The 18,833-nt window shown below is 71.1% G+C and carries 15 protein-coding genes; 7 read left to right on the forward strand and 8 right to left on the reverse strand.

The window, feature by feature from the left end:
- Window positions 1-108: 108 nt before the first annotated feature.
- From KBX46_RS02820 to KBX46_RS02830, 3 genes are read right to left on the reverse strand one after another with little or no spacing between them, the layout of a single operon-like run.
- Window positions 109-672 carry a GerMN domain-containing protein gene (locus tag KBX46_RS02820; RefSeq protein WP_210790511.1) on the reverse strand — a complete coding sequence of 188 codons (564 nt, stop codon included), beginning with the start codon at window positions 670-672 and terminating at the stop codon, window positions 109-111.
- Window positions 669-2,024, reverse strand: coding sequence for a cell wall metabolism sensor histidine kinase WalK (locus tag KBX46_RS02825; protein WP_210790513.1), 1,356 nt, complete (start codon window positions 2,022-2,024; stop codon window positions 669-671). Before KBX46_RS02825 ends, KBX46_RS02820 begins: the two co-directional genes overlap by 4 nt.
- On the reverse strand, window positions 2,021-2,710 hold the full coding sequence (locus tag KBX46_RS02830; protein WP_210790515.1) for a response regulator transcription factor: 690 nt from the start codon (window positions 2,708-2,710) through the stop codon (window positions 2,021-2,023). Before KBX46_RS02830 ends, KBX46_RS02825 begins: the two co-directional genes overlap by 4 nt.
- Window positions 2,711-2,862: 152 nt before the next feature.
- Here KBX46_RS02830 and KBX46_RS02835 point away from each other — a divergent pair, with 152 nt between their 5' ends.
- From KBX46_RS02835 to helR, 4 genes are all read left to right on the forward strand, one after another.
- Complete coding sequence (locus KBX46_RS02835; protein WP_210790518.1) at window positions 2,863-3,231, forward strand: STAS domain-containing protein; 369 nt, start codon at window positions 2,863-2,865, stop codon at window positions 3,229-3,231.
- Entirely contained in the window at window positions 3,228-3,824 is a 597-nt protein-coding gene (locus KBX46_RS02840; protein WP_210790522.1) for an STAS domain-containing protein, read from the forward strand. Before KBX46_RS02835 ends, KBX46_RS02840 begins: the two co-directional genes overlap by 4 nt.
- Before the next feature lie 74 nt (window positions 3,825-3,898).
- Window positions 3,899-4,279, forward strand: coding sequence for a YccF domain-containing protein (locus tag KBX46_RS02845; RefSeq protein WP_210790523.1), 381 nt, complete (start codon window positions 3,899-3,901; stop codon window positions 4,277-4,279).
- A 153-nt stretch (window positions 4,280-4,432) separates the two neighbouring features.
- Entirely contained in the window at window positions 4,433-6,562 is a 2,130-nt protein-coding gene (helR, locus tag KBX46_RS02850) for an RNA polymerase recycling motor ATPase HelR (RefSeq protein WP_308159343.1), read from the forward strand.
- A 76-nt stretch (window positions 6,563-6,638) separates the two neighbouring features.
- Here the strand turns inward: helR and KBX46_RS02855 are convergent, their stop codons facing one another.
- Both KBX46_RS02855 and KBX46_RS32305 read right to left on the reverse strand, forming a co-directional pair.
- On the reverse strand, window positions 6,639-8,711 hold the full coding sequence (locus KBX46_RS02855) for a PQQ-dependent sugar dehydrogenase (RefSeq protein ID WP_088948814.1): 2,073 nt from the start codon (window positions 8,709-8,711) through the stop codon (window positions 6,639-6,641).
- Between the two features lie 122 nt (window positions 8,712-8,833).
- Window positions 8,834-8,974: an RNA polymerase sigma factor gene (locus KBX46_RS32305; RefSeq protein WP_247666796.1), complete on the reverse strand. Its 141-nt coding sequence runs from the start codon at window positions 8,972-8,974 to the stop codon at window positions 8,834-8,836.
- 12 nt (window positions 8,975-8,986) lie between these two features.
- Here KBX46_RS32305 and KBX46_RS32310 point away from each other — a divergent pair, with 12 nt between their 5' ends.
- Window positions 8,987-9,265, forward strand: a complete 279-nt coding sequence (locus tag KBX46_RS32310) for a hypothetical protein (RefSeq protein WP_247666797.1) — start codon at window positions 8,987-8,989, stop codon at window positions 9,263-9,265.
- Here the strand turns inward: KBX46_RS32310 and KBX46_RS02865 are convergent.
- Complete coding sequence (locus KBX46_RS02865) at window positions 9,262-9,966, reverse strand: hypothetical protein (RefSeq protein ID WP_210790531.1); 705 nt, start codon at window positions 9,964-9,966, stop codon at window positions 9,262-9,264. The genes KBX46_RS32310 and KBX46_RS02865 overlap by 4 nt on opposite strands.
- Before the next feature lie 195 nt (window positions 9,967-10,161).
- Here KBX46_RS02865 and KBX46_RS02870 point away from each other — a divergent pair, with 195 nt between their 5' ends.
- A complete protein-coding gene (locus KBX46_RS02870; RefSeq protein WP_210790534.1) occupies window positions 10,162-10,959 on the forward strand; it encodes an SAM-dependent methyltransferase in 798 nt (265 codons plus the stop codon).
- Window positions 10,960-11,014: 55 nt separating this feature from the next.
- On the opposite strand, the gene KBX46_RS02875 is transcribed toward KBX46_RS02870, so the two are convergent.
- On the reverse strand, window positions 11,015-11,737 hold the full coding sequence (locus tag KBX46_RS02875) for a cellulose binding domain-containing protein (RefSeq protein WP_210790537.1): 723 nt from the start codon (window positions 11,735-11,737) through the stop codon (window positions 11,015-11,017).
- Window positions 11,738-11,953: 216 nt separating this feature from the next.
- A complete protein-coding gene (locus tag KBX46_RS02880) occupies window positions 11,954-13,051 on the reverse strand; it encodes a winged helix DNA-binding domain-containing protein (RefSeq protein ID WP_210790540.1) in 1,098 nt (365 codons plus the stop codon).
- Between the two features lie 319 nt (window positions 13,052-13,370).
- On the opposite strand from KBX46_RS02880, the gene KBX46_RS02885 reads away from it, so the two are divergent.
- Complete coding sequence (locus KBX46_RS02885; RefSeq protein ID WP_210790543.1) at window positions 13,371-18,833, forward strand: carboxyl transferase domain-containing protein; 5,463 nt, start codon at window positions 13,371-13,373, stop codon at window positions 18,831-18,833.

Consider the following 18,833-nt stretch of genomic DNA (forward strand, 5'->3'; position numbering starts at 1 on the left):
GCCGGCGACACCCACCCGACCTCCGGGAAGCTCCCCTGCCCGGCCCTGGACTTCGTCTCAGGTCTTCCACTGAGCAGACCCTCGGTGCCGCCGGCGGTGTGAACGGGCTCACTGCTCCTTGATCAGTGGGGCGTAGGCAGCGCGGGTGAGCGGGTCGGCGGACAGCGAACCGTCGGCCCGGGGCACACCGAGCGGTCTGCCGTCGCGCAGGAAGGCCACTGTGGTGACGTCGTCGCGGCTGGTCAGGGTGCAGACGATCTGCCCGAAGGCGAGGACCTCGTCGCTGCGGCCGGCGTCGACGGCCGGCGCGTCCACCGCGACGAGAGCCTGCTTGCCGGTCACCGTCACACCAGCGGCGTTGACCGCTCCCGGCAGCGCGCTGGTCAGGTCGCTGTCACGTTCCTCCCCGGTGGGCCCGGCGAGCAGATGCCGCAGTTGGTCGGCCATGCTCGGCACACTGTCGACGCGCCGGACCACGGGGATGATCCAGTTGTCGCGTACGAGGCAGAGGGTTTCGACGACGTGGCCGGCCGGTGCGGTGGCGTCGGCGGGAACGGAGCTGTGGAACGGCCCACGCGGTGGCCGCACCGTTCGGGGACCGTCGTCGGTGGGGATGCCGCAACCGGTCAACAGCAGGACGAGCGCCAACGGGGCGAGACGGCGTCGGTTCACGGCAGGCTGCCCGGGAGCGCGACCCGGAAGCGTGCGCCGCCCCCGGGTCGGTCGACGACGGTGGCGTGCCCCTCGTGCGCGGCGGCGTGCTGGGCCACCAGCGCGAGCCCGAGCCCCGTGCCGTCACCTGCGCCACGGGTGTGGGCGGCCCGACCCCGGACGAAACGGTCGAAGATCGCCTCACGATCCTCCACGGGCACGCCCGGGCCATCATCGTCGACCTCGATGACGCCGGTGTCACCGTCGCGGCAGAGGCGGACGGCTGCGGGGCCGACGCCGTAGGTCACGGCGTTGTCGAGCAGGTTCGCCAGGACCTGGGCGATCCGCCGCCGCTCGACGTGCCAGGTCGGGGGGACGCCCGGTGCCAGGTGGACGAGGCTGACCGGCAGGTCGTACGCATGGCAGGCCTCCTCGGCCAGCTCCACCACGTCCACCGGGGCACGGTGTGCGGGCTGGTCGCTGCGGGCCAGGTCGATCAGGTCGTTGACCAGTCGCTGGAAACGGTCGATCTCGTCGGCGACGAGCCCGGCGGCAGTCGCCGTCCGGTCGTCCTGGTGTTCCCGACGACGGGCCAGGACGCTGGCCGCCGCAGCGAGGGTCTGCAGCGGTGAGCGCAGTTCGTGGCTGACGTCGGCGGCGAAGCGCCGGTCCCGTTCGATACGGCGGGCGAGCTGGTCGACCATCTGGTTGAACGAGGAGGAGAGGCGGGTCAGGTCGGGGTCGGTGGCCGGGTCCAGCCGGGCGGTGAAGTCACCGGCGGCGATCTTCTGGGCAGCGTCGGCGACCGCCGTCAGCGGCCGTAGTCCGTGTCGGGTGGCGTACCACCCGAGGGCGGCACCGGACCCGGCGACCAGCACCGCGACGGTGGTCAACGCCAGCGACAGAACCTGGAACGTCTGCTCCAACTCACGCATCGAGTTGACCTCGAAATATGCCGCCGACGAGGACAGCGGCACCCCCACCACCAGGGCGGGTTGCCCGGCGACGCGTACGCGCTGCACCGCCGGCTCCCCGGCGGCGACGATTCGACGCAACTCGGCGGGGATGGCGGCGGTGGTGTCCGGGTCCGCTGTGCGCGCGTACCACTCGCCGTTGAGGTGCAGCACCGGCCGCCGGCTCCCGCCGGTGTCCAGTGACCGGAGCACCTCCACCACGTCCGGACTGTCCGTGTCGAGCCCGGCGTGCACCACTGCGGCGTCGAAGTAGGCGGCCCGCAGTGCGATGCGTTCCCGGTCGTCGAGCAGGGATCGCCGGGTCAGTTCGTAGGAGACCAGGGCCATCGACGCGGAGAGCAGGAGCGCGCCGACCGCGAACGCGGCTGCCACCCGGGTACGCAGTCCGAGGCGTCTCATCGTTGCAGCTTGTAGCCCAGACCCCGCAGGGTCACCAGGTGACGGGGGTTCGCCGGGTCCGGCTCGATCTTCTGCCGCAGTCGGCCGACGTGCACGTCGACCAGCCGTTCGTCCCCGCTGTCGTACCCCCAGACCCGTTGCAGCAGCTGCTGACGGGACAGCACCCGGCCGGCGTGCTCGGCCAGCTCGCAGAGCAGGCGGAACTCGGTGCGGGTGACGGTGACCTGCTGACCGGCGCGGCGCACCTCCCCCGCCTCCGGACTGATCTCCAACTCGCCGAAGGCCACGGCCGGCACCGGATCCGGCGCCGACGCCGCCGCCAGCGGTCGGGCGCGCCGACGCAAGGCTCGCAGTCGGGCGGTCAGCTCCCTGATCGCCACGGGTTTGACGACGTAGTCGTCGGCGCCGGCTTCGAGAGCGGCCACGATGTCGTCGGTCCCGTCCCGGGCGCTGACGACCACGATCGGAACGTCGTCGTCACGGCGCAGTTGTCGGATGCACTCGAAGCCGTCGAGGCCGGGGAGCATCAGGTCGACGAGCACGTAGTCGGCCGGGTGGTGACGCTGGGCGCGCAGCCCCTCCTCCGCGGTAGCCGCGCCGAGGGCGTCGTAGCCCTCGTCCTCCAGTGCGAGCAGCAGCGCGAGCCGGATGCGGTCGTCGTCCTCGATCACCAGTACGGCCGTCATGCCGGAATCATCCTCGGCGGCCCGCCGAGCGGCCAACCGTGCTGCCCAGCTCGCGGTTTTGTCACACAACTGTCACAGAGCCTTGCAGCTATCGCCAACCCCGCCCGTAACGGTGGTGGTGGACCGAGGGGCTGACGGAGAGGGGCACGGCCATGACAACGCCGGTGATCCCGACGCGGTACACGCTGCCGCTGGTCGAGGTGCGCGTCACCGAACTCGACCTGGCCTGCCTACCGGAGGTCGGTGCGATGTTCGATCGGCTGCTCAGCCTGCGCCCCGTGCAGGTCGTGCTCGACCTCTCCGACTGCCGACACCTCGACGCCGCCGCCATCGGCCTGCTCCTCGACCTGCACCGAAGACTGGCTCGCGCCGACGCGGTCCTCACCGTGCGCAACCCGAACCCTCGGGTCCGCCGCATCCTGCACATCGCCCGCCTCGACCAGGTGCTGTCGATCGTCACCGACCCGGGCCGGGCGACGCGGACCGCGCCAGCCCAGGGCGTAGGAAGGACCCCAGCATGACCGTCGTCCCGGACGAGTACCTGATGACCCTGATCTGTGACACCTGTGGCGAGACCATCCGCGGCACCGCGTGCGTGCTACCCGACGCCGAGGTCGTCTGGACCCTGGTGGCCGAGCACGGCTGGACCGGCTCTCCGTTCGCCACCGGGCCGCACCGCTGCCCGCACTGCAGCCTGCTGCCACCCCCGCGCCGCGGGCCGGGCTCGTGCGACGACCACGGTCCCGGAGGCATCCTCGGCATCGACCACCTCGACGACGTCACCGTCATCGCCGCGACGGGCGACATCGACCTCGACACCGGCGACACGCTGCGCACGGCGCTGCGGCACGTGGCCGAGGTGGGCGGGCACGTGGTTGTCGACCTGAGCCGTGTGCACATCATCGACTCGACCGGGCTCGGTCTTCTCGTCCGCGCACACCGCGACGCGCGGGAACGCGGGGTCACGCTCTGCCTCGCCGCGCCGTCGCGATTCATCCGCACCGTCCTGCACACCATGCGCCTGGACGGAGCGTTCCCGATCTTCGAGAGCCTCGACGACGCCGTCGGCCAGTTGTCCGACGACGCCACGCGACGCCAGCACGTGGCCGGCTGACCGTGCACATGCTGCGGCGAGGAGGGGCGGGAGGGCAGCGCGGGCCGATTGCGAGCATCGCTCATGCTGGAGTGGTGATTCGTTTCGTACTGAACGTGCTGTGGCTCATCTTCGGCGGTGGCATCGTGCTGGCGGTCGGGTACGGCGTCGCCGCACTGATCTGCTTCGTCCTGGTCGTGACGATCCCGTTCGGGGTCGCGTCGCTCCGCCTCGCCGTCTATTCGCTGTGGCCCTTCGGCCGCACCCTGGTGCCGAAGCCCGGCGCGGGCGTCGCCTCCGGTCTGGCGAACATCCTCTGGCTGGTGCTGGCGGGCTGGTGGCTCGCGCTGTCCCACATCGTCGCCGGGGTCGCCCTCTGCGTGACGATCATCGGGATTCCGTTCGGCATCGCCAACTTCAAGCTCGTGCCGGCGGCGTTCTGGCCCCTCGGCCGCGAGGTCGTGGACTCGCCCTGAGCTTGGAAAATGGGGACACCTGGCCCCCTGCCACTTCTAACATATAGCGCACTGGGGGGCTTGCGGCAAGACCCGGTCCGTGCCGCAAAATCGTCGGCCGAGGCCAGAATCTGCCGAATTGGAAGTTCCCATTTGAATTCCTTGCCCACCTCCGTGTTCGATCTCCCCGATCACCTCTCCCCCAAGGCCGACCCGGCGCTGATCGGCCGCGACGAGCAGCATTTCGCGACGATGGCGGAGAGCCTTGATCAGCTGAACGCCGAGCTGTCCGAGCGCCTTGCCGCCGAGCGCAGGGCGCCCGGCGGCAAGGGCCGGCAGGCGATGGACCGGGACGAGGAGATCCGTCGGCTGACCGGCCGCCTGCGTGCGCTGAGTCGCTACGGTCTGGACCTGTGTCTCGGCCATGTGGTCGGTGCGGACAACCCCGAGCCCGTGTACGTCGGACGTCGCGGCCTCACCGACAGCGAGGGTCGGCGGTTGCTGCTCGACTGGCGCTCGCCCGCCGCCGAGCCGTTCTTCGGCGCGACCCACGCCAACCCGATGGGTCTGTCGAGCCGTCGCCGGTACCGGTGGACGCGCGGCCGGATCAGCGACTACTGGGATGAGGTCTTCACCCCGGACGGGTTCGTGGGGCACGCCGTCGCGCTCGACGACCAGTCCGCGTTCATCGCCAGCCTCGGCAGCGCCCGGTCGACCCGGATGCGGGACGTGCTCAGCACCATCCAGGCCGACCAGGACGCCATCATCCGAGCGGGATCGGCCGGGGCGCTCGTCGTGGACGGCGGTCCGGGCACCGGGAAGACCGTCGTCGCGCTGCACCGCACCGCCTACCTGCTCTATTCCGACCCTCGCCTGGGTCAGCGCCGGGGTGGCGTGCTCTTCGTCGGGCCGCACCAGCCCTACCTGGCCTATGTCGCCGACGTCCTGCCCAGCCTCGGCGAGGAGGACGTGCAGACCTGCACCCTGCGGAACCTCGTCGGCGAGGGTGCCGGGGCGACTGTCGAACCCGATCCGGACGTGGCCCGGTTGAAGTCCTCCGCGAAGCTGGTCAGTGCGATCGACGCGGCGGTCAGGTTCTACGAGGACCCACCGGTCAAACCGATGACGGTCACGACCGACGAGGCCGACATCTGGCTGGGTGCCGACGACTGGGCCGACGCGTTCCAGGCACCCGGGCCGGGCACCCCGCACAACGAGGCGCGAGACGAGATCTGGGAGGAGTTGCTCACGATCCTCGTGGACAGGTACGACGGCGACGAGCCGGACGACGTGGTCCGCAGGTCGCTGCTGCGCAACAGGGAGCTGCGCGCGACCGTCAACCGCGCCTGGCCCCTGCTCGACGCCGCCGACCTCGTGGGAGACCTGTGGTCGGTGCCCGCGTACCTGCGCACGTGTGCGCCCTGGCTCAGCCCGGCGGACGTCCGGAAACTGCAGCGCGACGACGCCCGGGCCTGGACCGTGTCCGACCTGCCGCTCCTGGACGCGGCACGGCGGCGCCTCGGTGAGGCGTCGCAGCGTCCGCGTCGGCACGACCCCGCCGCCGCCGCCGAACGCGAGCACCGGGCCCGGGTCGTCGACGAACTGCTCGCGGCCGACGCCTACGACGATGGCGAGGGCCTGCTGACGATGCTGCACCAGCCGGACCTTCGCGACGCCCTGGCCGACGAGTCCGCGCTCCCCGCCGCCGATCCGGATCTGCTGGCCGGCCCGTTCGCCCACATCGTCGTGGACGAGGCCCAGGAGCTGACCGACGCCGAGTGGCAGATGCTGCTGGCCCGCTGCCCGTCGCACAGCTTCACCATCGTCGGGGACCGCGCCCAGGCCCGGCACGGGTTCACCGAGTCGTGGCAGGAACGCCTGGAGCGCATCGGGCTCGACCGGATCACGCTGGCCACCCTGAGCATCAACTACCGGACCCCGGAGGAGGTCATGGCGGAAGCCGAGCCGGTCATCCGGGCTGTGCTCCCCGACGCCAACGTACCGACCTCCATCCGCAGCAACGGGCTGCCCGTCGTCCACGGATCGGCCGCCGAGCTGGGCGCGATCCTCGACGCCTGGCTCGGCGAGCACGCCGACGGGACCGCCTGCGTGATCGGCGATCCAACGTTCCCACCGACGTCCCGCGTCCGGTCGCTGAGCCCGGAGCAGGCCAAGGGTCTCGAGTTCGACCTGGTCGTCCTGGTCGACCCGGAGGCGTTCGGCACGGGCATCGAGGGGGCGGTCGACCGCTACGTCGCGATGACCCGGGCGACCCAGCAACTCGTGATCCTGACGATTTCCTGACGGCACGAGCTGTCTCCGCGGGGCCACCACTTGGGTGGCCCCGCGGAGACGTCGCTCACTGAACCGCTGCGGTCCCCTAGTTGCCGAGCGTGACGTGCAGGATCCGCTCGTTGCTGTTGTTCGGGGTGCTGTCCTTGTCACCGGTGTTGGTGGTGGTCAGCCAGAGCCCTCCGTCGGGAGCCGGCTCCACCGTCCGCAACCGACCGTAGGTGCCGCTGAAGTACGTCTGCACGTTCGTCAGACTGCTGCCGCTGATCACCGCGCGGTACATTCGGGCACCACGCGCGCAGGCCACGTAGAGCGCGTCCCGCACGATCGTGATGCCCGAGCACGACCCTTCGGCGGTGGGATAGGTACGCGCCGGCGCGATGAACCCGGCGGTGCCGCACGTGCCGCTGGTGCCCTCGCACGCCGGCCAGCCGTAGTTGCCGCCCCGGGTGATCAGGTTGGTCTCATCCATGACCGAGTTGCCGAACTCCTGCTCCCACAGCCGGCCCTGCGAGTCGAACGCCAGCCCCTGCGGGTTGCGGTGGCCGTAGCTCCACACGTAGTTGCCGAACGGGTTGTCGGAGGGAACGGTGCCATCCGGGTTGAGGCGCAGGATCTTGCCTTCGAGCGCGGCCCGGTCCTGTGCGTAGTTGCCGTTCTGCGCGTCACCCGTGCTGGCGTACAACTTGCCGTCCGGGCCGAACCGTAGGCGCCCACCGTCGTGGTATTTGTTGCGCCGGATGCCGCTGACCAGCACCTGCTCGCTGGCCGTGTTGAGTCGCCCGTTCTCCAACCTGATCCGCACGATCCGGTTGTCGCTGGGCGAGGTGTGCATGATGTACAACCAGCGGTCGCTGCTGTAGCTGGCCGAGATGGCGAGCCCGAGCAGGCCGCCCTCACCGTCGGTGCTCTGCACGTTCGGCACCGTGCCCAGGTTGGTCTTGGCGCCAGTGGTGGGGTTGAGCTGGATGATGTCGTGCGCGTCGCGGCGGTTGTAGAGCACATTGCCGTCGGGCAGCGTCACCAGCCCCCACGGGATGTCGGTGTCGGTGGTGACCTGGCGCACCCCGCACACCGGGTTGCCGCACGCCGCGCCGGTCGTCACTGTCGTCGTGCCGCTGCGCGAGGAGGCGTTGTCCTGGGCGTCCCGCGCCACCACGTAGTACTGGTACGCGGTGTTCGCGGCCAGCCCGCTGTCGGTGAACGTGGTCGCCGGCGGCGCGCCGGTGACCGTGCCGACCTTCACGCCGGCGCGGTGGATGTCGTACGCCCGGACCCCGATGTTGTCGCTCGACGCGGTCCACCGCAGTGTCACGGTGGTGCCCGACGCGGTGCCGGTGAGCTGTTGTGGCGCGGTCGGCGGCTGGGTGTCGGCCTGGCAGGGCGGCGGCGTGATCGAGACCGTGGTGCTCGCCTGGGACACGTTGCCGGCGGCGTCGCGGGCGTTGACGTACAGGCCCCAGGTCGCGCCGGCGACCACCGTGAGGGTGGTGGACAGCGTCGTGCCGCTCACCGATTTCATCAGCTGGCCGTCGTGGTAGACGTCGTAGAAGGCGACAGCGACGTTGTCCGTCGAGGCGTTCCACGCGAAGGTCACCGAGTTGCAGGTCAGGCCACTCACCCGCGGGCTGCCCGGCGCCGTGGGCGGCTGGCTGTCGCTGCTGCCCAGGGCAGTCGTCCACCGTTGGTTGGTCTGCCCGTTGCAGGTCCAGAGACCGACAGTGGTGCTGTTGGCGGTGCCCGCGCCGGTCACGTCCAGGCACAGGCCGGACTGGACGCCGACGATGGTCCCATTGGTGTTGATCCGAAAGCGCTGGTTGGCACCACCGTTGCAGCCGTTGATCTGCAGTGCGGCCGGCGCGGTGGTGTCCTGGCCGACCACGTCGAGACACATCGTCTCGTTGTAGACCCGCAGCTCACCGGCCGAGGTGAGGCTCCACGCCTGGTTGGCCTGACCGTTGCAGTCGTAGATGTTGATGCCGGCGCCGGCGGTCCGCACGTTGCCGACCACGTCCAGGCACCGGCCGCTGGCCACGCCGACCACCGTCGACGGTGCCGCTGCGGCGGCCGGCACGCCGACGGCCACGGTCAGCAGCGTCACCGCCGCCATCACCGCCGGCAACAGCCGCCGTCGTGGTTTGGTTCGCGCGATGACTCGCATCCGTCCTCCAGGATCAGGGCGTCGCCCAACGATAGACATCGACTATCAAAGATGCATTCGTCGCACAAGTCAAACGATGTCACTCGATCGGGGGCAAACCCGCAGAACGGCGTACGCTTCGCTCAGCCACCCTCCAACGACTCCCGCACGTGCCGACGAGCGTGATGGATCCGGGACTTCAGCGTGCCGACCGGAATGCCCAGTTGCCCGGCGATCTCCTGGTAGTCGAGCTGACACAGATCGCGGAGCACGAGAGCCGTCACCAGCTTGTCGGGATGAGCCGCACCCTGCGTGCGGCCGAGCCGACGCTGCCCGATCACAGTGGCTGCACGGATGCCGCCGACCGGACGGTCACCGTCGGCACCCTCGGTGGGATCGTCGCGCACTGGGCGCGATGCGGGGGCACGGAGACGTCGTTCAGCGAGGTCACCCTGGTCGCGGCCGACGGTTCGTTCGGCGTGTACGTGCAGGTCAAGCAGACCGACGGCGTGGACCGCACCGACGAGGTCCTCGGCACGCTGCGGGTGGACACGTCGGTGGTCACGCAACGCTAGTACCGTTCCCAGTTTCCGCTGCCGTCGGCCTTGCGCCACCGTCTGGTCTCGGTGTTGCCGTCGAGTTTTCGGACGGTGGCCTCCACGTTCTGGCCCACCACCCGGTACGAGACGAAGGTCATGACCCGGTCGCCGGTCGGGCTGGAGTCGTCTCCCAGGATGACCGGCCACGCGTACCGGTTCCGGCCGTTGTCCGCGAGCTGAACGGGCACGAGGGCCTGCCGCCGCGAGGCGTCGGGGTTGCCCAGTTCGACGAGGACCAGCGCGTCCTCGGTCGAAGGGGCGTTCGCCGGCTCCTCGACGATGAACTCGGCGTACACCGGCCGGGCACCGCCCGGCAGGATCCTGCACGGCACGTCGAGGCCGTTCGACCCGTTGCGGAACGACACGGAGTCGTCGGACTCACCGCAGAACCTCAGGTTACGGATCACCGCGTTGGGCCAGTTGGTCCGCCTGATCTCGCTTTCCTGAGTGGCCGGCCCGGAGGTGCGGGTGGCCGCAGCTTCCGGGGTGGAGCTACGGGTGGCCGGAGCACTCGGCCCGGAGCTGGTCGGCGCCGGAGCACCCGGTGTCGACGGGCTCGCGCTGCCAGCCGGAGAGCCGGCGGGTGCCGCCTCGCCGCCGACACGGTCGACGGATGACGTGCACCCGGTGACGATCGTGAGGGTGAGCACCACACCGGAAATCAGCTTGCCGCGCATGGCTGGTCCCTTTCTCCGCGGGTCTGTCACAGGGTTGGATACCCCGCCACGGGCATTGGTTCACGCGAAACTCCTACCGTCGAGCTGCTCTGGCAGACCGAACGCCCGGCGTCGACAGTGGACCGCCCGGGAGTACGATCCCGGTCACACCGCAGAGGTGATCTCCCGCCGACGACCCCTCGATAGGAGCCTGGCATGGCCGGCCCGGACGCCGAACTCACCGCGAAGCTTCAGCCCGACGTGCCGCACGCGGCCCGGATCTGGAACTACTGGATGGGCGGCAAGGACAACTTCCAGTCCGACCGGGCGGCCGGCGACGCGGTCGCCGAGGTCTACCCGGAGATCGTCCTCATGGCGCAGCAGTCGCGCCTGTTCCTGGTGCGGGCCGTGCGGTACCTGGCGGCCGAGGCGGGCATCCGGCAGTTCCTGGACATCGGCACCGGCCTGCCCACCATGCAGAACACGCACGCGGTCGCCCAGGGGGTCGCGCCCGACTCGCGGATCGTCTACGTGGACAACGACCCGATGGTGCTGGTGCACGCGCGGGCGCTGCTGGCCAGCACGACGTCCGAGGGTGTCACCACCTACGTACCCGCCGACTACCACGACCCGGAGAGGATCCTCGCCGAGGCGGCGCAGACGCTCGACTTCGACAAGCCCGTCGCGGTGATGTTCATGGGCGTGATGGGCTATGAGCCCGACCTCTCCGTGGTGCGCTCGATCGTCGAGCGGACCATGGACGCGATGCCCTCCGGCAGCTACCTCGTGCTCTGGGACGGCACCAACACCAGCCCGGCTGTCGTCTCCGGTGCGGAGCGACTGGCACAGAGCGGCGGCGTCCCGTACATCCTGCGCAGCCCGGCGGACCTGGACAGTTGCTTCTCCGGCCTGTCGAAGGTGGAGCCGGGCCTGGTGCCGATCCCCCTGTGGCGACCGGACGAGCCCGACGTCACCGCGATCGACGCCTACGGTGCGGTGGCCCGTAAACCCTGACCGACAGCACGCCGCCCCGCTCGCGCCAGCACGGCGGGAGCGGGGCGGACGTCGTTTACCGGGCGCAGGCCATCGTCAACCCGTCGGGCACCGCGCTGGTCGTCACCAGCATTCCGAACGTCGTCGCACCGTCCAGCGGTAGCGCCCCGTTGTGCGAGGCATTGCGGACCGTGACGTCGACACCGACGGTCTCGGCCACGCCACCCCAGGCGGTCTGGACGCGCTCGTCACCGGACCACCGCCAGGACACCAGCCACCGGTCCAGTGGTTGGGTCCCGGTGTTGCGGACCGTGACCGTGGCGACGAAGCCGTTGCCCCAGCGGGCGTCGATCGTGGCCGTCGCGCGGCAGGATGCCAGCGAGGCCGTCCGCGCCGACGCGTTCATGAACGGGTGCCGCCGACCGTCGACGTCGGTCAACCGGTACCAGTACTCCGTGTCCGGGGTCAGCCGGTCGACGGTGACCGAGCCGTCGCGCTCCGGCCCGGAGACGGCCACGGCAACCGGCGTCCGCCACTGTTGGGCGTCCTCACGGCTGGCGAAGAGGCTGACGGTCATCGGCGGGTCGTAGCCGCAGGGTGGGCGGAGGAAGATCGAGTACGAGATGGTGACGCTGGTGGTGGTGACCCCGGCGACGTTGGTGGTGATCGGCAACACGGGCGGGCAGGTGAGCGTCGGCGAGGGCGTCGGCGTGGCCGTGGGCGTGGGCTCTGTGGTGCCGCTCGCCCCGCCCCAGACGGCGAGCGCGACGGTCGTGACGGCGAGGAACATGCGAAGCATCGGTACCTCCGGTGGTTGCCGGGCACCGCTGACCGAGATCGCAGCCGGTGCCGTGCTCAGGATCCGGTCGCCGACGAGGACTGCCCGGCACGGGTGAACTGGCCACCTCGTGCGTCCTGTGGACCGGAGAGGGTGTGGTGCGCGCTGGCTCCCGAGCACGACCGAACCACATCATGGCAGTCGACAATCATCGATACAAGGCCGTTGGGGTTGGCCTCACCGGGGCGACGCGGCGACCCGCACCCGGTCGCTCTCCTTGTCGGAGAGGAACAGCGCCAGTGCCTGCCCCTGCTCGGCGACGGCGGTGCGGTCGGCCCGGGAGAAGCCGGTCAACGGGTTGACGGTCACCGTGCCCGCCTCGACGCTCCAGGTCGCGGCGACCCGGCCGTCGACCAGCACCACGCGCTCACCGGCCACGGACAGGCCGCGGTGGGCGTCGTCGATGATCCGGCTGCGGTCGTCGTAGCCGAGGATCGCGTTGTCGAACGCCGGGAGGAAGCGCACCGGAGCGGGTGTCTCGGGGTCGGGGCGTGGTGCGTCGGCGAGGTCGATCAGCTTTCGGCCGCGCTCGTCGCGGAAGGTGATCAGCTCGTCGCGCATCGCGGTCACCGCAGCCGGCAGCCCGGCGAGGCCGGACCAGGCGCGCACGTCGGCCGTGGCGGCCGGCCCGAACGCGGCCAGATAGCGCCGTACGAGGATCTGGCCGACGGAATCGGCGTCGTCCGGCGTCGGCGGGTGGACCTCCCGACCCAGCCACGCGGAGAGCAGGGCGTGTCGGGCGCCGCCCTTCATCCGCCACACTCCGCGCTGCGGCAGTTGGGTCAGCGGGACGAGGGCCATCGCCATCTCGCCCAGGGCCTGCGGGCCCGGTGTCGGCCAACGCTCGCCGAGCGCTCGCCCGATCTCTGGCATCGAGCGCGGCTCACCGTCGGCCAGCAGCGCCCGCGCCGCCGCGGCGAGCTCGTCGAGGCCAACCCCGTCCAACTCGCCGCGGTAGACCCCGAGCACCCGCTGGCACAGCATGGCCTGGTGCCGGGATCGCCAGGCCAGCGCGTCGTCGGCGACGAGCAGGTGCACGGTGCGGCGCATGAGATGGGTACGCACCACCTGTCGCTGGGTCAGCAGGGTCGAGAGCACCGCGGGGTCGAAGGTGCGCAGCCGCGACCAGAGCCCGACGAAGGGTTCCTGCGGTTCCTGCGCCTGCAGGCCGCCGAGGTGCGCGACGGCGTCGAGGACCGGAAGGTCGGCGCGATCGAGCAGCAACTGCCGGGCGAGCGTCGCGCGGTTGAGCGCCCGCGGGTCGAGAACGGTCACCTCCTCATTGTCAGGCCCGGGGGGACAGTCACTGACGACGCGGCCGGTCGACGGGGCGGGTCACCGGGAACGAGCCGTACGTCACGCCCGGCGCGAGCCTCCCGGTCGAGGTGACGGTGATCCGGGTGCCCGCCTGGGCTACCGTGGCGGTCGCGGGCTGCGGGGACACCAAAAACTTTTGTTCACTTCCTACAACTGAGAGACGGTTGGTTCGGTGGTTGCGCCATAGCGCTGGCAGCCGCCAGCCGGAAAGGTGATCACTGCTGGGAGCCGTCGTCTCGCGGCACGCAGTTCAAGGTCTAGCTAAGGGGTCAGTCGGGTGTTCAACCGTGTCGCCATCGTCAACCGTGGTGAAGCCGCCATGCGGCTCATCCACGCGGTCCGCGAGTTGGCCGCGGAGACCGGCAACCAGATCGAAACCGTCGCTCTCTACACCGACGTCGACCGCACCGCCACCTTCGTCCGCGAAGCGGACATCGCCTACGATCTCGGTTCCGCGTCTGCCCGCCCGTACCTCAATCTGGCGGTGCTGGAGCGCGCCCTGACGGAGACCGGGGCCGACGCCGCCTGGGTGGGCTGGGGTTTCGTCGCCGAGGATCCCGCGTTCGCGGAGCTGTGCGAGAAGATCGGCGTCACCTTCGTCGGGCCGAGCCCGGACGCCATGCGCCAGCTCGGCGACAAGATCGGCTCCAAGCTGATCGCCGAGGAGGTCGGCGTGCCGGTCGCGCCGTGGAGCCGTGGCGCCGTCGAGACCCTGGACGCCGCTCGCGCCTCGGCAGCCAAGATCGGCTACCCGCTGATGCTGAAGGCGACAGCGGGCGGCGGCGGGCGCGGCATCCGCGTGGTGCGCACCGAGGCCGAGCTCGTCGACGCGTACGAGCGGACCAGTCAGGAGGCCGCGCGGGCCTTCGGCAGTGGCATCGTGTTCCTGGAACGCCTGGTCACCGGGGCCCGGCACGTCGAGGTCCAGGTGATCGCCGACGGGCAGGGCACCGCATGGGCGCTCGGGGTGCGCGACTGCTCGGTGCAGCGACGCAACCAGAAGGTCATCGAGGAGTCGGCGTCGCCGGTGCTCGACCCGGCGCAGGCCGCCGAGCTCAAGACGTCGGCCGAGCGGCTGGCCATCGCGGTCGGCTACCGCGGCGCGGCGACCGTCGAGTTCCTGTACCACCCCGGCGACCGGCTGTTCGCGTTCCTGGAGGTCAACACCCGCCTCCAGGTCGAGCACCCGATCACCGAGTTGACCACCGGGTTCGACCTGGTCAAGGCGCAGCTGCACGTCGCCTCCGGTGGGCGGCTCGAGGGCGAGCCGCCGATGGAGCGCGGGCACGCCATCGAGGCCCGCCTGAACGCCGAGGATCCCGACCGCGACTTCGCGCCGTCGCCGGGGCGGATCGCGCGGCTGGACCTGCCCAGCGGCCCCGGCATCCGGGTGGACACCGGCGTCAGCGAGGGCGACACCATCCCGGCCGACTTCGACTCGATGATCGCGAAGATCATCGCGTACGGCCGCAACCGCGACGAGGCGCTCGGCAAGCTGCGTCGGGCGATGGCGAACACCACGGTGATCATCGAGGGTGGCGCGACCAACAAGAGCTTCGTGCTCGACCTGCTCGACCAGCCCGAGGTGATCGACGCCAGCGCCGACACCGGCTGGATCGACCGCGTCCGCGGTGAGGGCCGACTCGTCACGCACCGCCACTCCGCGGTCGCCCTGGCGGCCGCCGCCATCGAGTCGTACGAGGAGGAGGAGCGCGCCGAGCGGCAGCGGCTGCTGTCGACGGCGTCCGGTGGGCGCCCGCAGGTGCAGCACGCCAGCGGCCGACCGCTGGACCTCAAGCTGCGCGGTGTCGGCTACCGCACCCGCGTGGCACGGGTCGGCCCACACCGGTTCCGGGTCGGCATCGAGGCGGGCACCGTCGTCCGCACCGCCGACGTCGAACTCGACCGGTTCGACCGGCACACCGGCCAGATCGTCGTCAACGGCATCCGATACCGCCTGCTCACCGGCACGTACGGGCCGACCCACCTGGTCGAGGTGGACGGTGTGACGCACCGGGTCAGCCGCGACGAGGGCGGCGTCCTGCGCTCCCCGATGCCGGCACTCGTCGTCGCCACACCGCTGGAGGTCGGCGCCGAGGTCGAGGCGGGCGCTCCGGTGCTGGTGCTCGAAGCGATGAAGATGGAGACGGTGCTGCGCGCGCCGTTCAGGGCGCGGCTCAAGGAGTGCGCCGTCTCGGTGGGCAGCCAGGTCGAGGCGGGCGCGCCGCTGATGCGCCTGGAGCCGCTCGCGGACGACGCCGAGGAGACCACGGACGACCCGACCGCCGAGACCGTCGAACTGGACCTGCCGACCGCCTACGAGACCGTTCCGGCGGATGAGCGGGGCAGGCGCGGTCAGGAGGACCTGCGGGGTCTGCTGCTCGGCTTCGACGTCGACCCGCACGACGACCGTCGGGTGCTCGACGGCTATCTCGCCGCGCGGCGGGAGGCCGCCGAGGCCGGTCACCGGCCACTGGCCGCGGAACTCGACCTCATCGAGGTGTTCGCCGACCTCACCGAACTGAGCCGCAACCGGCCGACGGGTGAGGACGGCGGCGCCGCCCACGTGCACAGCGCGCGGGAGTACTTCCACACCTACCTGCAGAGCCTCGACGTCGAGCGGGCCGGGCTGCCGGACGCCTTCCAGACCAGGCTCGCCAAGGCACTCGGCCGGTACGGTGTCACCGACCTGGAACGCTCCCCCGCCCTCGAAGCCGCCGTCTTCCGGATCTTCCTCGCCCAGCAGCGCGCGTCCGCCGACGCCACGGTCATCGCGACCCTGCTGCGCGCCTGGCTGCGGGAGACCCCGCCGGACGAGAGTTTGCGCGAGCCCGCCGGCCTGGCGCTGGAGCGGCTGATCGCCGCGACGCAGGTCCGCTTCCCCGTGGTCGCCGACCTCGCCCGCGGCGTGGTGTTCGCCTGGTTCGCCCAGCCGCTGCTGCGCCGCAACCGCGCCCGGGTCTACGCCGAGGTCCGTGGGCACCTGCGGCACCTGGACGCGCACCCGGACGCGGCGGACCGCGCCGAGCGCATCGCCGAGATGGTACGCAGCACCGAGCCACTGGTCCGGCTGCTCGGCCAGCGGCTCGTCCGCGACCACCTCGACAACGCGGTCATGCTGGAGGTGCTGACCCGCCGGTACTACGGCAACAGGGCGCTCACCAGCGTGCGTACCCAGGAGGCCGCGGGCTGCACGTTCGTGGTCGCCGAGCGCGCCGATTCGAGCGTGGTCTCCGCCGCGGTGAGCTTCGACGCGTTGGGCGGTGCGCTGCGCGGGCTGGCCGAGCTGGCCGGCGACGAGGACTCCGTCGACGCCGACATCTACCTCGGCTGGGAGAACCAGCCGGAGGACTTCGACGCGATGGCGGCGGCGCTGGCCGAGGTCATCGCCGCGCACCCGCTGCCGCCTCAGGTCCGCCGGGTCACCACCACCGTCGCGGGTCGCGGCGGAGCGGTGATGCACCACCACTTCACCTTCCGGCCGTCGGGCACCCAGCTGACCGAGGACCGGCTGATCCGCGGCCTGCACCCGTACATCGCGCAGCGGATGCAGTTGGAGCGTCTGCACAAGTTCGACCTGACCCGGCTGCCGTCGTCGGACGAGGAGGTCTACCTCTTCCAGTGCGTGGCGCGCGAAAACCGGTCGGACGAGCGCCTCGTGGCGTTCGCGCAGGTGCGTGACCTGACCGAGCTTCGCGAGCAGGACGGCCGACTGGTCGCGCTGCCGACGACCGAGGACGCCATCGCCGCCTGCCTCGACTCGATCCGCCGCGCCCAGTCGCTGCGGCCGTCGAAGACGCGCTTCAACACCAACCGGATCGTGGTCTACGTCTGGCCGCCGAGCGAGCTCACCCGCGAGGAGATGGAGATGATCGCCGGGCGCGTGCGCCCGACGACTGCGGGGGCAGGGCTGGAGGAGATCCTGTTCATCGCGCGCCAGCGCGACCGCCGGACCGGCGAGCTGACCAAGATCGCCGTACGGATCTCGTTCGACGCCGCGGGCGGCGCGGAGCTGGCCGTCGGCGAGCCGCCGGTCGAGGCGATCGAGCCGCTCGACGAGTACCGGCTCAAGGTGTTGCGGGCGAGCAGCCGCAACACGGTGTACCCGTACGAGCTGACCGGCAGGCTCGGTGACTTCGTCGAGCACGACCTCGACGACGACCACGCGCTGCAGCCGGTGGACCGGCCGCGGGGGCGCAACAGCGCCGCGATCGTCGCCGGGGTGGTCACGACGCCGACCGAGCGCTACCCGCAGGGCGTCACCCGGGTGGTGCTGCTCGGCGACCCGACGAAGTCGCTGGGCGCCCTGTCCGAGCCGGAGTGCCGGCGCGTGATCGCCGCCCTGGACCTGGCGGAGCGGATGCACGTGCCGCTGGAGTGGTGGGCGCTGTCCGCCGGCGCCCGGATCTCGATGACGTCGGGCACGGAGAACATGGACTGGGTGGCCGCGGCGCTCAAGCGGATCGTCGAGTTCACCCAGGCCGGTGGTGAGATCAACATCGTGGTCGCGGGCATCAACGTCGGCGCGCAGCCGTACTGGAACGCCGAGGCGACGATGCTCATGCACACCAAGGGCATCCTGGTGATGACCCCGGACTCGGCGATGGTGCTCACCGGCAAGCAGTCGCTGGACTTCTCCGGTGGCGTGTCGGCCGAGGACAACTTCGGCATCGGCGGCTACGACCGGGTGATGGGCCCGAACGGGCAGGCACAGTACTGGGCGCCGAACCTGACGGCCGCCCGGGACGTGGTGATGGCGCACTACGACCACACGTACGTCGCGCCCGGCGAGGACGCGCCCCGGCGGGCGGTCACCACCGACCCGACCGACCGCGACATCTCCGACTTCCCACACGACGTGGCGGGCAGCGCCTTCGCCACCGTCGGGGAGATCTTCTCCGTCGAGGCCAACCCGGACCGCAAGAAGCCGTTCGACATCCGTACGGTGATGCGGGCGCTCTCCGATCAGGACCACCCGGTGCTGGAGCGCTGGGCGGGCATGGCCGACGCGGACACCGCGGTCGTGCAGGACATCCACCTCGGTGGCATCCCGGTCTGCCTGCTCGGCATCGAGTCCCGGTCGGTGCCGCGGCACGGCTTCCCGCCCACCGACGGTCCGGACACCTACACGGCGGGCACGCTGTTCCCCCGCTCGTCGAAGAAGGCAGCGCGGGCCATCAACGCGGCCAGCGGCAACCGGCCCCTCGTCGTGCTGGCGAACCTGTCGGGCTTCGACGGCTCACCGGAGTCGATGCGCAAGCTGCAACTGGAGTACGGGGCCGAGATCGGCCGGGCGATCGTGAACTTCCGGGGGCCCATCGTCTTCTGCGTGATCTCGCGCTACCACGGCGGTGCGTTCGTGGTGTTCTCGAAGGCGCTGAACCCGAACATGACAGTGCTCGCGCTGGAGGGCTCGTTCGCCTCGGTGCTCGGTGGCGCGCCCGCCGCCGCTGTGGTGTTCGCCGCCGACGTCAACGCCCGTACGGCGGCCGACCCCCGCGTGCGGGACCTGGAAGCCCGCGTCGGCGCCGCGGCCGGCACCGAACGCGCCGCGCTGACCGCGGAACTCGACGAGCTGCGCTCGTCGGTGCGCGCGGAGAAGCTGGGCGAGGTGGCGACCGAGTTCGACCGGGTGCACAACATCCAGCGCGCCGTGCAGGTCGGCTCGGTGGACGCCGTCATCCGCGCCGCAGAGCTGCGTCCGCGCATCATCGAGGCCATCGAGGCCCGCCTGGGGTGA

Source organism: Micromonospora sp. C81 (assembly GCF_018070425.1).
GTDB classification, from domain to species: Bacteria; Actinomycetota; Actinomycetes; order Mycobacteriales; family Micromonosporaceae; genus Micromonospora; species Micromonospora zamorensis.